Genomic DNA, 14,325 nt, shown 5'->3' with positions numbered 1-14,325 from the left:
TTTTCAGAATGAGGAATATTTAGAAATAATCAACAACAATATAATTCAATGCTCATTTGGTACAAATAAATTAATTTCTCCTACTTATTTTGATGAGTTAATAAAACAATATTTGGATCATAATTATGATGAAAATTCTAAGGAGGTTATGAGTTTAAATTTTTTTCGTGAGTTATTCTCGCTAAGTGCTTTAGCAGAAAGAACCATATTTTATGATTCTGAGATTATCAAATTTATTATACATGGAGATTCTGGAGAAAAAATTGAGAAAGAAGTAAATGTCAAAAGTCGCGAAGATCTAAAAACTGATAGTTACTATAAATCATACGAGTGGGTTCTAGATGATTTTGAAGATAAAATAAAAAAAGAAACTAAGTTGAATATTTTTAGAAATTATCTTAGAAAAAGACAGACTTTTGCAATAACAGATGATCCCACACATATTTTTAGAGCTTTAGTACAAAATTTAATTAAAGGTGAAACTGATAAATATTTCGAGCAGCAAAACAAAATTAAAGATGAGTTTGTCGAATTGACAAAAATTTCTTTCCAAGCTCATCAATCACTATTTAAAATTGGCGTTGGAGTACTAATTTCTATAGGTATTGCTTATTATGGGCTTATAATCAATAACGAAGATTTTGATATAAAAGTCAGAGATTATAGAATTGGTTTAGTATTTTTATTTGGATTTATAGGATTAGTGTTTTCTTTACTTGTGTTTTATCGAGAAGTAAGACAAATACAAGAGTTATACGAAAAACTAAAAAAGATATACGTTGATCAATTTGGATTCTCAAAAAATCAATTCGATCAATTCGTTAATAAACCTAAATTCTGGTGCGACAATAAGTTAATACTATCTTTTATCATTACATTATCTATTATATTCTCTGCACTTACAGTTTATCATTTTGAGAAGATTATAAATGATATCTTAATATTTTTATGAATCTTTTAATTATTGTTTGAATTGTTTACAAAGCTACTGAGTTAACATAAAAATGCAGTTTGTGATGTCACTTAAATCAGTACATTGACAATATTCTCTTTACAAAAATATTCATCACTTAAAATCAATTTATAAAACTTCCAGTACATACTACCCAAAATAGTGACCTTAAGTGCAGTTTCTCCTTATTTCTTATAGGATTTCGCCGAAAACATTTGCAAACGGAGGATTAAAAGTTTTTCAAACCTAGATAATTTAAAGACTTCCATTACATCCTCTGTTCTTTAGGTTGATAATCATTCATGAATACATCTGCTTTCATAAGTTCCTTTAATAATTTATCTAAAATACCTTGAAGTTCAACCAAATTAATATCATTCAAAAGTTCAGTCAGTCGATAATATTTACCTATAAAACTAAATTCAATCGCGTTATTAATTAAAAAGGTGAAACGACAGTAATTCTGAATACTTTTTGCTTGTAACAATATCTTTCGATTATTAATCTATGAATGTCGCCATCCAAGTGAAGGATTCAGAGCACTGGACCAGGCGACCTAAAGTCTCTATTTTAAACTCCTGATCCTCCAGTAATTCTCCCCCATTCCTTAGGTGATTTGTTTGAAATAAGTATGACTAAACTCCTCTAATAAAAATGGTTCACCAAATAAAAAAAGAGATCGGCTTCGTTATGATTCATAACCATGTACATTGAATAGTTGATGTTAATCAGACCAGCACCTCCAAATTTTCATTTGAACCTTCGCTGGGATGCATCATAAAAGTACCGTCATCAAGTTACTTCTAACACCTACCGAAGGCTTTCTCTATCAACTTGAAACCAGATAGCATAGAATATCAAGTATTCCAGTGAAACTTTTTCTAACGGACTGCTTAGTAATATGTTCTTCGACACGTTCGATCATACATTCATCTCACCGGTTATCAACAGAGGTAATTAAATCTTGATAAATTCACACCACTAAAACAAACCACTGGAAATCTTTTTGAGTTACTTAAACAGTGAAAATTGTTTAGCTTTTGTTGATGAACAATGTTTGTTTTAAAAATTAGAGGGACCGTCAATAATTATGTGTAAATGAGGATAGTCCTCTACTTGTCTGATTCAGTTACTGGTTAAACATTTCTATAATCTCTGCACGTGCCTTGTCAAAACCAATGTGGCACCGTGTACTAAACTGTTGATTGTAGTCTTCAAATTGAGTGACCAGAAAGCGGTCTAAAGATGCTTCGTTGGGAAACTGCTCTTTGCGCTTACTGTAACGCTTAATCCGTTTGTTGAATAATTCGATTAGGTTGGTTGAATAAATACTTCTCCAAATCGCTTTCGGAAAGTCATAGAATGTAAATAAATCCGAGCGGTTTCTGAGTGACTGTGTGACCTTCGGATACCGCTGCTGCCATGTAGCGACAAATGTATCCAGGGCTGCTTCTGCCGCCATTTTATTCTCTGCCCGATACAGTGTTTTCAAGTCCTCACAGATTGGCTTACGGTCAGCGACACGCACCTTATGGGCAATATTTCTTGAGATGTGTACAAAGCAGGTTTGGTACTTGGCTTTTGGAAACACCGCGTGTATATGATCTTTCATGCCTTTTAGACCGTCTGATATAAAGAGGAGAACTGTCTCGACACCGCGTGCCTGGATGTCTTCAATCAATTCTTTCCATACATGTGCAGACTCTGTCGGGGCAATGGTATAAGCGAGAACTTCCTTTGAACCGTCTTCCCGGATACCAATCGCAATATAGACAGCTTCTTTTGATACTGTTTCCCGTTTAACAGGCAAGAATGTCGCATCCAAATAAATACAGACATACTGCTTCTCTAAAGTCCGTTCACGAAAGGCTTCGACATTGGCTTCTACAGCCTGAGTCATATTGGAAATAGTCTGCGGTGTATAGTGATGCCCGTACATCCGATCAATTAAATCGGCGATTTCAGATGTGGTCACGCCTTTTTGGAACATGTGAATGACAAAGGACTCCAATGTATCGTTTGACCGTTGGTACGGTGTGACCGTCTGCTGCTTAAATTCACCGTTTCGATCTCGGGGGATTTTCAGTTCAAGGTCACCATACTCTGTATGGAGTGTCCGCGTATAGTCTCCATTTCTCGAATTTCCAGAGTTAACGCCGGATCGGTCATATTTCTCATAATCTAAGAACGCAGTCAGTTCAGTTTTGAGCAACGTATTCACCGCGTCTTCTAAATGACTGCGGAATATTTCGGATACGTCTTCTTTTTTCACTAGAGCTTGAATGATATCTGATGTAAAATGATGCATAGGGGCTGTCCTCTTTTCTTAGATTGGTGTGGTAACTTAATCTTACAAGAAAAGGACGCCCTTTTTCTATTGATTCATTTACACAAACTATTTTACGCTCTCAATTAAACTAAAATTTGTAATAGAATTTATTAATTACACAAATTTATAGTACAATATTTTTAAAACTTTATTAGTTTTACAAATAGCATGAACTTTATATTAAGTGTATTGTACCTATTATTTAAAAAATAAAATTTAATTTAAATATAGGCCTTAGAACACCCTTAGATAACCTAATAAAACTGATCACTCAATCCCCTTTTTAAAGAATTCATTAAGGTTTACAGAAAAGTCTACTAATGCTTGCTAAACTTAGCAGTTGTGAGTTGAATACTTCTAACTATCTATTTTCTTCAATAAAATAACTCTAGAAAAAAATTTTGATATTCGAATAATTCATATAATATTTTAGGAAATCATGACAAAATAATCAGGTCGGTCGGAAAACCTTATGATATCAAATACACAGGCATACAGAACGATGATGTCGACCTCGATGTGACATACATGATTGACAAGGAAACGATGTTCATCGAAGAGTTAACGATTGGCACGAAAGGAGAAGCTCAAGGCACTAAAATCGCCATTGATGCGCATACAAAATTCAAGGATATGAATAATGTAGAAAACGTGGAAGCCCCGAAGGTCTCTAAGGTTTGTGAATACCGACCAGAAAACAGGCTCTTTTCCCTCACCCATGGGAAGAGAGCCTGTTCTAATATGACACCAATCAACACTCTAAAAGCCTAATTTTCATCCCTCTTTTGAATAATCATAAAAATGGCTTCTACGAGTTATAAAATCGATACTCATTTTTTATTTATTATCAAGATGATGAGACCTAAAAACACTGTCGCTCCTATCAGATAGGCCCATGAAAACTGATTCGACAGCATTGTGTCATCCCAGTGCAGTCTGATGCCCAACATTTCTGCAATCTCCTGGTAAGCTGCATTAGGAAGCGATGATTTCATCGGTTCCAGCACATCCGCCATCAACGATTGCCTCAATAGGACAGCAGATTGGGTGGTCGGAAACAGGATCATCACTTTCTGGATGTAGATGGGCAGAATACCGATGGGAATATAGATGCCGGCCAGAAATCCAATCAGGGTGCCCACTATGGTGGAAAATCCACTGAATGCACTCATCGTCTTCAGATACGAGGTAATCAGATAGAATAACAATGTATGCATGAGTATACTAAGCAGCATAAGGGTGATCAATCCAGGCGAAAGATATAATGCGATATCGAACATAACGAAGGTATAAACGAAACCAAAGGCGAAAAGAAGCAGTGTAAATATTAATCCAATGATGAAGGTATAGAATACATATGAATAGGCCAGCTGCTGTTTAGTAATCCGCGTAATCAGCAGATCTTCGTTTTTCCTGCCGACCTTATCTTCAATGTATTTTCCGAGGGCCCCAAGCGCTGTTGTGGCCGTTGTGACCGCTACGATACCCGCAAACATCCACAAGAAGACAAATGCCTCCTGATCTTCAAATTTAGGTAGATTCGTGGTTATGTTCTCTGATAGGAAAAGGATGTAGAGAACTACAATTATAAAGACGGAAAAGAGGGAGAAGAAGATACTCCCTTATCCTTCAGAAATATTTTTGTATGACGCCTGATCAATGTCAGCATGGCCTCACCTTGCTTTTATTTGTTTTGTGACTTCTAGAAATACCTTCTCCAAACTGGACGCTTCAATCGAAAAACCAGAGATGTAATGTTCAACATGCTGCAGGATCGGGATCGCATCCTTACTGTCCTTTATCTCGACCCTTACGGATGAGCCTACACATTCATATCTATAAGAGTATGTATCGAGTATCTCCTTTACTTGCTGAGGCTCCACTACTTTCAGTTTGAGGATAGGTTTTGCATATTGTGATTTCAACGCGTCGGGTGTGCCTTCAATTTCAACCTTGCCATTGTGCATGATGAGCACATGGTCTGCCTGCTCAGCTTCTTCAATGTAATGCGTGGTGAGGAAAAGAGTGAGCCCATGATCACTTTGAAGCTTCTTGAAGAGTGTCCATATTTCCTCGCGGGATTCTGCGTCAAGGCCGGTGGTCGGTTCATCTAAGATCAGGAGCTGGGGCTGATGCAGCAAGGCACGGATGATGTCGACCTTCCTTCTCTCCCCACCAGAGCATGTCCCGTATATCCGGTGCCGCTTCTCGAATATATTGGTCAACTTCATCAATTCTTCTATACGGCGTGTCGCCTCTTTCCTGGATATTCCATAAAGTTCAGCGCGTATCAATAAATTGTCTTCCAGTGACAGGGCCTCATCCAGTCGGTGCGTTTGAAAAACCACTCCAGTGCCCGCCTGCAGCATCCCTCCGGCAAAAATGATTTCGCCGGCATCAGGCTTTAATAGATCAATGATCATATGGATCACCGTTGATTTCCCAGCCCCATTCGTACCTAAAAAAGCAAATGTAGAGCCCTTATCCACATGAAATGAAACATCATCAACGGCCTTTACATCCCCAAAACTCTTGCTTAAATGACTCACCTTCAGCATATCTTCTCCTCCGTTCATTTCAATGATTCCCACTATGAATTGCAGTGCATTTCCTTCATGATACTTCATTTATATCGAAAAGATTAAAGAAATACCGAATTTTTACATCTTTTCTTCTATACCCTCTTTATGGATCATTTGTCGCAGCGTCGACCCTAACAGTGAGACAACTGGAAAACTACATTCTCAAGTAATCCTCCGTCTTTCAAGATTAGCCATAACTCCGCCGATAATTAATGACTCTACTCAAGCCGTGGTGTAAAATTAACACAACAGATGATTTGTGATTCCATCAATCAAGGGGTGAGCATGATGATAGAAATAAAAGATCTGACTCAGGAGTTTTCCAATGGAAAGGGTATTTTCGATGTAACTTTCAATATTGAGGACGGAGAGGTTTTTGGCTTCCTCGGGCCAAATGGCAGCGGTAAATCCACGACGATACGGCATTTGATGGGGTATATGAAGGCGCAGAAGGGCTACGCCAAGATTAAAGGGCTGGATGCATGGCATCAGCAATCCTCAGCACGCAGCCATATCGGTTACCTGCCGGGTGAAATCGCTTTTTTGGATGGGGTGACGGGGCATCAATTCCTGAATATGATGGCCGGGCTCCAAGGCGTCCACAATAAGGCACGACGCGCGGACCTTATCGATAAACTGCAATTTGATCCGAAGGAGCCGATCCGTAAAATGTCGAAAGGGACGAAACAGAAGGTCGGCATCGTGGCGACGTTCATGCATGATCCGGACATCTACATTCTGGACGAACCGACATCGGGACTCGATCCTTTGATGCAGAACCTGTTCATCGACCTGGTCATGGAAGAAAAGGCGCGCGGCAAAACGTTTCTGATGTCTTCACACAGTTTTGCCGAGATTGAACGCACGTGCGACCGCGCGGCCATTATACGGAATGGCAAAATAGCCACGAGCAAAAACATCCATGAGCTGCAATCGATGCAGCGCAAGGCATTCAATGTGACATTGACGGATAAGAAGAAGTCGCTTCCCTCCTCGAATCCGAAATGAAGACGGAAAAAGTGGATGAGCTGACAGTGAAGATAGAGTTGCAGGGGAATTATAGTGCCTTCATAGATACTCTGTCGGGCTACCACATTAAAAACATCAGTGCAGATGACCAGAGCCTGGAAGAGATCTTCATGGACTACTACAGTAGGGAGGAGGTCCAGTCATGAATATGTCCTTCTATACACAGATGATGAGAATCAACTTGAAGATGTTCCTCGGCTTCGGTTTAGGGTCTGCCATATATGTCACGCTGATGACTTCAGTGTTTCCTATGCTCAATGATAATATGGAAGAATTCGACAAGATGCTTGAACTCGTCCCGAAGCGTTGCTCCGGGCGCTAGGGTTGGAGTCGTTGAGCAGCTATGCCCAGTTCATCTCAGCGGAATACTATGGTCTTTTCTATTTGCTCATTTTAGGCGTCTTCAGTGTGATGAATGCCATCCAGCTGATTGCAAGGCTTGTCGACCGCGGTTCGATGGCCTATCTGCTATCAACTCGCGTATCCCGCACCCAGATCATTACGACGCAGATATTGGTCTTCGTGAGCGGACTCGTCCTTATCCATCTGATGACATTCGCCGGTGGATATATTGCCGCAGAATTTTTGTTTGATATAGAAAGCAACATCGCGTTCGACCAGTTCTTCTACATCAACTTTGTCGGATTCCTGCTTTTCTTTGCGGTGGGTGGCTATTCACTCCTCATTTCAGCGATATTCAATGACGAAAGGAATGCCTTTGCGTTGGCAGGCGGCATCACATTCCTCTTCTACGGCATGGATATGATCGGAAAGATAGTGACGGATATCGATTGGATCCGCAATTTCACTCCATTTTCACTATACGAACCTGGCCGGATTGCGAATGGAAAGGCGGATATTCTGATGTCCTCGATAATTCTCGGATCAATCGGTATAATCGCATGCGTTCTGACACTCCTTATATTCAAAAAGAGGAACCTGCCGCTATAGGAAAAACTTTTAGGGAAACCGGTCACTTCCTATTACCTAGTCATGGAGACGACCAGTTTTCCCCTGGCATGCCGCGTCTCTGTTTTCTTCAAGGCTTCCAATGCCTGATCGAACGGGTAGACATATTCGATGGCAGGATGCATCTTCCCTGCAAGAATGCCTTCCACAATCATGGCCATGGCATATTGGAAATCGAGCTTATGCTGAAGCTGTTCTACTGTGATGTCCCTTTCGGCGTTGACCCTGTCTCCGGAGACGATGATGACTTTGCCGCCATCCTTTACGACATCCATGCTGTCTGCTCCTGTGCCAGGTTGAATCGCTAAAGCTGCGTCCACTCCGTCTGGTGCCCATTCCTTGACGCTGTTTTTCCAATCGGAATCTGAATAGTCCACTGTCTCCTCAGCACCGAGTGACTGCATATGCTCATGATTTTTGCTGGAGGCTGACCCGATGACCCGGATGCCCTGATCCTTTGCCAGTTGTATGACCAATGTGCCGATTGCACCAGAAGCGCCGGCGGCAAACAACGTCTCTCCCTTTTTAAGATTTAGTGCGCGCATACTCTCAACTGCTGTCTTACCTGCCACCGGTAAGGCTGCTGCATGCGTGAAATGAATCTCAGCCGGTATCGGGATGACGTTCCCAGACGGTATGGCGACATATTGCGCCCAGCACCCGCCCTTTATCTGCATGCTGTTGCTCACCATGACCCTATCCCCAATTTGAAGGTTGTCCACTCCGCTCCCGATCTCCTTGATGATGCCGGACCCCTCTGTCCCTATCGGATAGGGGAACTTTGCGTCACCTGGGATAAAGTACCGGTCGTGGACGCTGACCCCAAAAGCCTGGACCATGATCAGAACTTCACCCTCACCTACTGTAGGAATCGGGACCTCTGTCAATTCAACATCATTATCTTCTGGGCTTGTCCTGACGAAAGCTTTCATTTCCTCCATGTTACACTCACCCTCTCTTGACCTATGGTTTCTTTGATGACCATTTTGAGTCTTTCCTATCTAAAACATAACACCCGTGCACTTTATGTTAAATGAATATCTGAACAATGAGATGACCTGACTCTTATGCCACCCCACATTTTCAACCCATACATTATGGTTCATTCATAACGACCCGGGTAGTGCAGCTGCACGGTTCCTAGATTCAAGACCACCAGTGATCCAAACCGCATCTTTCAACGTATACTAAGCAACATATAATAATCATTTGAATGAGGTGAGGATCATGCGTAAACTATTCCTAGTGATATTTTTGGCAGTGCTTGCTGGATGCAGCACCCAAGATGAAGAGAATGTCAGCGAAGAAGCATCTGAAGATGTCTCTACTGAAACGGAAAGTGCAACCGCTGAAGACACAGAAGAAATGAATGATGCAGAGCAGCAGGAAGAAGATGAAGAAGGCAAGACCTTGAGCACAATTCCAACAGAAAAGGTTGAAATCCTGAAAGATGAACGGAAAGAAATCGTACCCGAAACCATTGAAATACCTGCCATCGATGTAGATGCCCCCACCCAGCACCTTGGACGCAAAGATAATGGGGAAATGGAAGTCCCCGAGACACTCTATGAAACTTCCTGGTATGAGCCCGGTTATGCAGTCGGGGCCCAGGGGAATGCAGTCATTGCCGGACATGTCGACGACACCGTAAACCCAGGGGTCTTTTCGCAGCTCCATACGCTCGAACCGGGCGATGATGTGATCATTCACGGGGAGGATGGTGATTCCCTGACTTTCACTGTATATGACAAAGAGCTGTTTGATGCTGACAAAGCTCCAGTGGATAAGATCTTCGGTTATTCCCATAATAGCCTATTGAATCTCATCACATGCGAAGGGCCATACGATTATGACGTCGGGGGCACGCCAAACCGTTGGGTCATCTATACCGAATTGAAGACTGATGCATAAATCTCCATAAGTTGAGAGTTAAATTTATAGTAGCCACGCCTTTTCGTTCCAGTTAATATATAATGGAATGAAGTCGCACAGAAAACAAAGGAGAATGGTATGACAAGAACCGATTCTGATTTGTATGAGGGACTTCGGGCAGGTGATAAATCCTGTTTGGAGATGCTTTACCAAAAATATGAAAAACTGCTCTATTCATATGCCTACAAGATGACGTCAAACCATGAGCAATCTGAGGAAGTGATTCAGGACGTCTTCATGAAAGTATGGCAGAAGAAGGGCGCTTATGATGAAAGCCGGGAAAGCTGTCAACCTGGTTGATTTCAATTACACGCAACTCTGTAATCGACCTTTCCAGACGGAAGAAACTGGATACATTTGAATATGATGAACGGGATGATGCTAATCAGAGTGATCATTTCAATTCAAGTGTGGAACAGCAAGCCCAAAAACACGCAGAACAGGAAATGATCAGTGAAGCAATGCAGTCACTTAATGACGAACAGAAAATAATCATCAATCTATTCTATTTCAAAGCCTATTCCCAATCGCAGATCGCGAAATCGCTCGATCTGCCCCTTGGAACTGTTAAAGGCCGAATCCGGCTGGCATTAGGGCATTTGAAAAAAAATATCGACCTTGCAAGGAAAGGGGGCACCCAAAGTGAATAATGACGCACACCACACTCTACTGTTCGACTACTACAATGGACATCTCGAAAAGAAGAGGAACAGGCGTTTGAAGAGCATCTTGCCGGGTGTCCGGAATGCCAGGAGGAACTCGCTGAATTAAAAGAGCTGAATGCCGAACTTGCCGAACATTTCGAACAGGTCGACCCGCCTGCTGGAATGCAGGAGCGGATTTTGACGAATATCTTCGAGGCTGGACCGGAAGAGCCTGAAAGTGAAACTGCATCAAATGAAGCGGACAAGGATAATAATGAATCAGTGCGAAATGACGATCAGAAAACGCATCACAGACCAAAAAGGTCGCATGGTTTCTATAAAAAATTACTGATTCCGATTGCTGCCGCCCTACTTCTGTCGGTCATCGGCAATGTCTATCTCTGGACTTCGCAGCAGGCCTCCCAACCCTTGAATGAAGCACTGTTCAATGAGGGGAAAGCAATCGACCTTGACCCAGCTTCCGACACGCTCGAAATGGATGCCAAGATGGCGATGCATGAAAGTAACGGCAGCCAGACGGTCGTGCTCAAGGCACAAAACTTCACCAACCTGAATGAAGGGGAAGTCTATCAGGTCTGGCTTCTGAAAGGTGATCAGCCATACCGTGCCGGAACAATGGTTCCGAATGAAAAAGGCGAAGGCTACGCAGTCTTCACGCTGGATGATAATGAGAACACCGATTGGGATGCGGTGGCAGTCACTGTAGAACCGTCGCCCCAGAATGAGACACCGCAAGGTGACATACTAATGTCGGCGGAATTTTGATATATAAAACCCCATCATAATGAGGCGCCCCCATAAAGTTGAACTCCAAATTCAACTTTATGGGGTTTTTTATTTTTTTCTAAAAAAATGTGATCCAAAAACTGAACGGCTGCGTATACTCCATGAAAACAAACAAAGGAGTGAGTCAAGATGAAAATGAAAAAATTAGCAGCTGTTCCCATGGCCGCAGCAATCGTATTTTCGATAGCCGGCACTATTCAGGTACAGGCAGAGGAGCATGCCCCGACAGTGGAGACGGAAGCCGCAGATCTTAGGTCTTCGTTGGATCACCTACTCAGTGAGCATGCATTCCTCGCAGTAGAAACGATGCGTAAAGGGGCAGACGGTGCCAGCGATTTCGAACAGACCGCAGCTGCTCTTGACCAGAACACGCAGGAACTTTCAAAAACAATCGGATCTGTCTACGGTGAAGATGCCGGAGCACAGTTTGAAGAGATGTGGAGCGCCCATATCGGATACTTTGTCGACTACGTCAACGGCACAGCTGAAGGCGATGAGGCAATGAAGGAAGAAGCGTTGAACCAACTGAGCCAATACCGTGATGACTTTTCAAAATTCCTGGCATCAGCGACAGAAGAACGCGTTGAAGCTGAAGGTTTGGCTGAAGGACTTCAGATGCACGTTGATCAGCTGATTGGCGCATTCGATGCCTATGTCATGGAAGACTACGAAACGGCCTATATGTATGAACGTGAAGCGATCTCCCATATGTACATGGTGAGTAAAGGCCTCTCAACAGCCATTGCGGACCAGTTCCCGGATAAATTCAACGACACTGACCCAGTGACGCCAGCCGCAGACCTCCGTTCAGATCTTAATAACCTTTTCAGTGAACATGCAGGCTTTGCAACTATGGTAATGCAGAACGGCATCGATGGTTCCGCAGACTTTGAAGCATCTGCCGCCTCCCTCGGAATGAATACCGAAGACCTTTCTGCAGCAGTCACTTCAGTCTACGGTGAAGATGCCGGAGAACAGTTCGAAGCGATGTGGAGTGAACATATCGGCTATTTCGTCGACTATGTGAATGCCACTGCTGAAAATGATAAGGAAGCACAAGAAGAAGCGATGGACAACTTGATGATGTATAAAGAAGATTTCTCCAAATTCATGGACACTGCAACAGAAGGCAACCTGCCGGCTGATGCACTTGCAGAAGGCTTGCAGACGCACGTGGAACAGTTGATCGGCGCATTTGATGCGTATGCTGAAGAAGACTATGACGGCGCGTACGAATTGGTCAGAAAAGCGTATGAGCATATGTTCATGACAAGCAAAGGACTCTCAGGCGCAATCGTTACACAGATGCCTGACCAGTTCATGTCAGAAATGCCTGATGAAATGCCAAATACGTCACTGGCACCACCAGTTGAAACTTACGAAACAGACTACACCCAAGCACAATAATTATTGAACGGCGATGCCACTCGGCATCGTCGTCTTTTTTCATTGAACAGAAACTGATTGGCCAATTGAAGAATACTCCGAACTTCTGGATACCGCCCCCTCATTTCATCTATCCACCAAAAGTCCTATACATTACTTGCTGTTCGATCTAGAATGAACGTATCAGACTGAGGCGTGACCTTGAGCACCGACACGATGGTCTTGGATGGATTAAGGCTGCTCGCCATTGTCCTCGCGTCTATTTTTGTATCCATCATTACCTACTTGTTCATTTGATCGATAGTGAAGGAGTGTTCACATGAGCATGCTCAAAAATACCAGACGGCCATCATCTTCTTCTCCATAGTCATCGGGCTGCTGCTCGGACGGTTCACTGTGGTTGAAGCTAACGCCGGACACTTCATCGTGCCCTTCCTATTTTTTATGCTTTATGGATTGTTTCTGGTCATTCCCTTAAACCGGTTGGCACACGCCTTTAAAAATTTGAAGTTTTTAGGTACGGGCGCCGTCATCAACTTCATATGGTCGCCTATTTTGGCATGGGGTCTCGGCGCAGTGTTCCTTGCCGATCACCCTGCCCTTTGGATCGGCTTCATCATGCTGATGGTCACGCCGTGTACGGACTGGTATTTGATGTTCACTGCCATCGCCAAAGGCAATACTGCCCTCTCCACAACCATCCTGCCGGTCAATCTTCTCCTCCAGATGCTGCTTCTGCCCGTCTATCTTTATATTTTTACAGGTTCCATCCTGCCTGTTCCATTATCGATCATCGGACAAAGTATGATGGTGGTATTGGTCCTGCCCTTCGTCCTCGCCCATCTGACCCGCTATGCTTTAAGAAATAAGACGCACTTGCTCAATAATCGGCTGATTCCATTCTTTACAGCTGCGCAAATGATCTTCCTCGCTCTGGCGATCATGGCCATGTTCGCGTCACAGGGGAAACGTCTGCTCGATAACTTTGACATCATCTATGTATTGCTCATTCCGATTTTGGTTTTCTTCTTCATCAATTTCATGCTCGGTCAAGTAGTGGGAAGACGCATGAAGTTCTCCTACGAGGATACGGCGAGTCTGAGCCTCACCATCATTGCACGCAACTCCCCCATCGCCTTGGCGATTGCCGTCACAGCTTTCCCCGACGAACCATTGATTGCATTGGCGCTGGTCATCGGGCCGCTCATCGAATTGCCCGTCCTGATGTTCGTCTCGCAAATATTGCTTCTATTGCGCAAAAATCATGTTGGCAGAGCATGATTATGGCGAGGTGTGTGTTTCGGGGATGACACAAACAAAAGGCCTTGCTGTACTCAGCAAGGCCTTTTTATCATTTCAACACTCTGACAGTTCAATCCATCCGGTCGATGATCGTATGATACCCGTCACTGCCGTAATCCAAGCACCGCTTCACCCGCGATACTGTAGCACTGGATGCACCTGTTTTATCCTGCACCTTGGAGTAGGTCTGGCCTTCCTTTATCATCTTCGCCACCTGGAAACGCTGCTTAAGGGAAATCATTTCATTTGTCGTGCATAGGTCATCAAAAAATTGATGGCACTCCTCCACCGTCTCAAGCTTTAATATCCCTTCGAACAGATCATCGAGTTCCTGACCCCTCAACTTGTCTATCTGCATATTATTTCCCTCCATTTGAATACGTTCATCATATC

The 14,325-nt window shown here is 43.0% G+C and carries 15 protein-coding genes and 2 pseudogenes; 12 read left to right on the top strand and 5 right to left on the bottom strand.

Annotated elements, in window-relative coordinates; all coding sequences use genetic code 11:
- Positions 1–148 precede the first annotated feature (148 nt).
- On the top strand, positions 149–952 hold the full coding sequence (locus ACYF68_RS02170; RefSeq protein ID WP_461045263.1) for a hypothetical protein: 804 nt from the start codon (positions 149–151) through the stop codon (positions 950–952).
- A 1,129-nt stretch (positions 953–2,081) separates the two neighbouring features.
- On the opposite strand, the gene ACYF68_RS02165 is transcribed toward ACYF68_RS02170, so the two are convergent.
- Positions 2,082–3,260: an IS256 family transposase gene (locus tag ACYF68_RS02165; protein WP_461045262.1), complete on the bottom strand. Its 1,179-nt coding sequence runs from the start codon at positions 3,258–3,260 to the stop codon at positions 2,082–2,084.
- Between the two features lie 549 nt (positions 3,261–3,809).
- Here ACYF68_RS02165 and ACYF68_RS02160 point away from each other — a divergent pair.
- On the top strand, positions 3,810–4,052 hold the full coding sequence (locus tag ACYF68_RS02160; protein ID WP_461045261.1) for a hypothetical protein: 243 nt from the start codon (positions 3,810–3,812) through the stop codon (positions 4,050–4,052).
- A 59-nt stretch (positions 4,053–4,111) separates the two neighbouring features.
- On the opposite strand, the gene ACYF68_RS02155 is transcribed toward ACYF68_RS02160, so the two are convergent.
- Together ACYF68_RS02155 and ACYF68_RS02150 are read right to left on the bottom strand one after the other, a co-directional pair.
- The gene (locus ACYF68_RS02155) at positions 4,112–4,831 is read right to left on the bottom strand and encodes an ABC transporter permease (RefSeq protein ID WP_461047441.1); all 720 of its coding nucleotides are present in this window, start codon (positions 4,829–4,831) and stop codon (positions 4,112–4,114) included.
- Between the two features lie 123 nt (positions 4,832–4,954).
- Positions 4,955–5,857, bottom strand: a complete 903-nt coding sequence (locus tag ACYF68_RS02150) for an ABC transporter ATP-binding protein (RefSeq protein ID WP_461045260.1) — start codon at positions 5,855–5,857, stop codon at positions 4,955–4,957.
- Between the two features lie 294 nt (positions 5,858–6,151).
- Between ACYF68_RS02150 and ACYF68_RS02145 the strand changes: the two are divergent.
- The 3 genes and pseudogenes from ACYF68_RS02145 to ACYF68_RS02135 all read left to right on the top strand — a co-directional run bounded on the left by ACYF68_RS02145 (position 6,152) and on the right by ACYF68_RS02135 (position 7,843).
- Positions 6,152–7,038 (top strand): annotated as a pseudogene (locus tag ACYF68_RS02145) (ABC transporter ATP-binding protein).
- Complete coding sequence (locus tag ACYF68_RS02140) at positions 7,035–7,214, top strand: hypothetical protein (protein WP_461045259.1); 180 nt, start codon at positions 7,035–7,037, stop codon at positions 7,212–7,214. The pseudogene ACYF68_RS02145 and the gene ACYF68_RS02140 overlap by 4 nt, the downstream one beginning before the upstream one ends.
- A gap of 11 nt (positions 7,215–7,225) precedes the next feature.
- A complete protein-coding gene (locus ACYF68_RS02135; RefSeq protein WP_461045258.1) occupies positions 7,226–7,843 on the top strand; it encodes an ABC transporter permease subunit in 618 nt (205 codons plus the stop codon).
- 32 nt (positions 7,844–7,875) lie between these two features.
- Here the strand turns inward: ACYF68_RS02135 and ACYF68_RS02130 are convergent, their stop codons facing one another.
- Entirely contained in the window at positions 7,876–8,802 is a 927-nt protein-coding gene (locus tag ACYF68_RS02130; RefSeq protein ID WP_461045257.1) for an NADP-dependent oxidoreductase, read from the bottom strand.
- Positions 8,803–9,088: 286 nt separating this feature from the next.
- Here ACYF68_RS02130 and ACYF68_RS02125 point away from each other — a divergent pair, with 286 nt between their 5' ends.
- From ACYF68_RS02125 to ACYF68_RS02095, 7 genes and pseudogenes are all read left to right on the top strand, one after another.
- The gene (locus tag ACYF68_RS02125; RefSeq protein ID WP_461045256.1) at positions 9,089–9,772 is read left to right on the top strand and encodes a class F sortase; all 684 of its coding nucleotides are present in this window, start codon (positions 9,089–9,091) and stop codon (positions 9,770–9,772) included.
- Between the two features lie 99 nt (positions 9,773–9,871).
- Positions 9,872–10,093, top strand: coding sequence for an RNA polymerase sigma factor (locus ACYF68_RS02120; protein ID WP_461045255.1), 222 nt, complete (start codon positions 9,872–9,874; stop codon positions 10,091–10,093).
- Entirely contained in the window at positions 10,090–10,443 is a 354-nt protein-coding gene (locus ACYF68_RS02115) for a sigma-70 family RNA polymerase sigma factor (protein ID WP_461045254.1), read from the top strand. Before ACYF68_RS02120 ends, ACYF68_RS02115 begins: the two co-directional genes overlap by 4 nt.
- Positions 10,436–10,564, top strand: a complete 129-nt coding sequence (locus tag ACYF68_RS02110) for a hypothetical protein (RefSeq protein ID WP_461045253.1) — start codon at positions 10,436–10,438, stop codon at positions 10,562–10,564. Before ACYF68_RS02115 ends, ACYF68_RS02110 begins: the two co-directional genes overlap by 8 nt.
- Positions 10,552–11,223, top strand: a pseudogene (locus ACYF68_RS02105) (anti-sigma factor); the annotation flags it as partial. The gene ACYF68_RS02110 and the pseudogene ACYF68_RS02105, both read left to right, overlap by 13 nt.
- Positions 11,224–11,373: 150 nt before the next feature.
- The gene (locus ACYF68_RS02100) at positions 11,374–12,651 is read left to right on the top strand and encodes a copper amine oxidase (protein WP_461045252.1); all 1,278 of its coding nucleotides are present in this window, start codon (positions 11,374–11,376) and stop codon (positions 12,649–12,651) included.
- Between the two features lie 282 nt (positions 12,652–12,933).
- A complete protein-coding gene (locus ACYF68_RS02095; protein ID WP_461045250.1) occupies positions 12,934–13,911 on the top strand; it encodes an arsenic resistance protein in 978 nt (325 codons plus the stop codon).
- A gap of 91 nt (positions 13,912–14,002) precedes the next feature.
- Here ACYF68_RS02095 and ACYF68_RS02090 read toward each other — a convergent pair whose 3' ends face one another.
- Positions 14,003–14,290, bottom strand: a complete 288-nt coding sequence (locus ACYF68_RS02090) for a YerC/YecD family TrpR-related protein (protein WP_344703657.1) — start codon at positions 14,288–14,290, stop codon at positions 14,003–14,005.
- Positions 14,291–14,325: the final 35 nt, after the last annotated feature.

Source organism: Salinicoccus sp. CNSTN-B1 (assembly GCF_054792835.1).
This window is presented reverse-complemented; position numbering and strand designations above follow the sequence as displayed.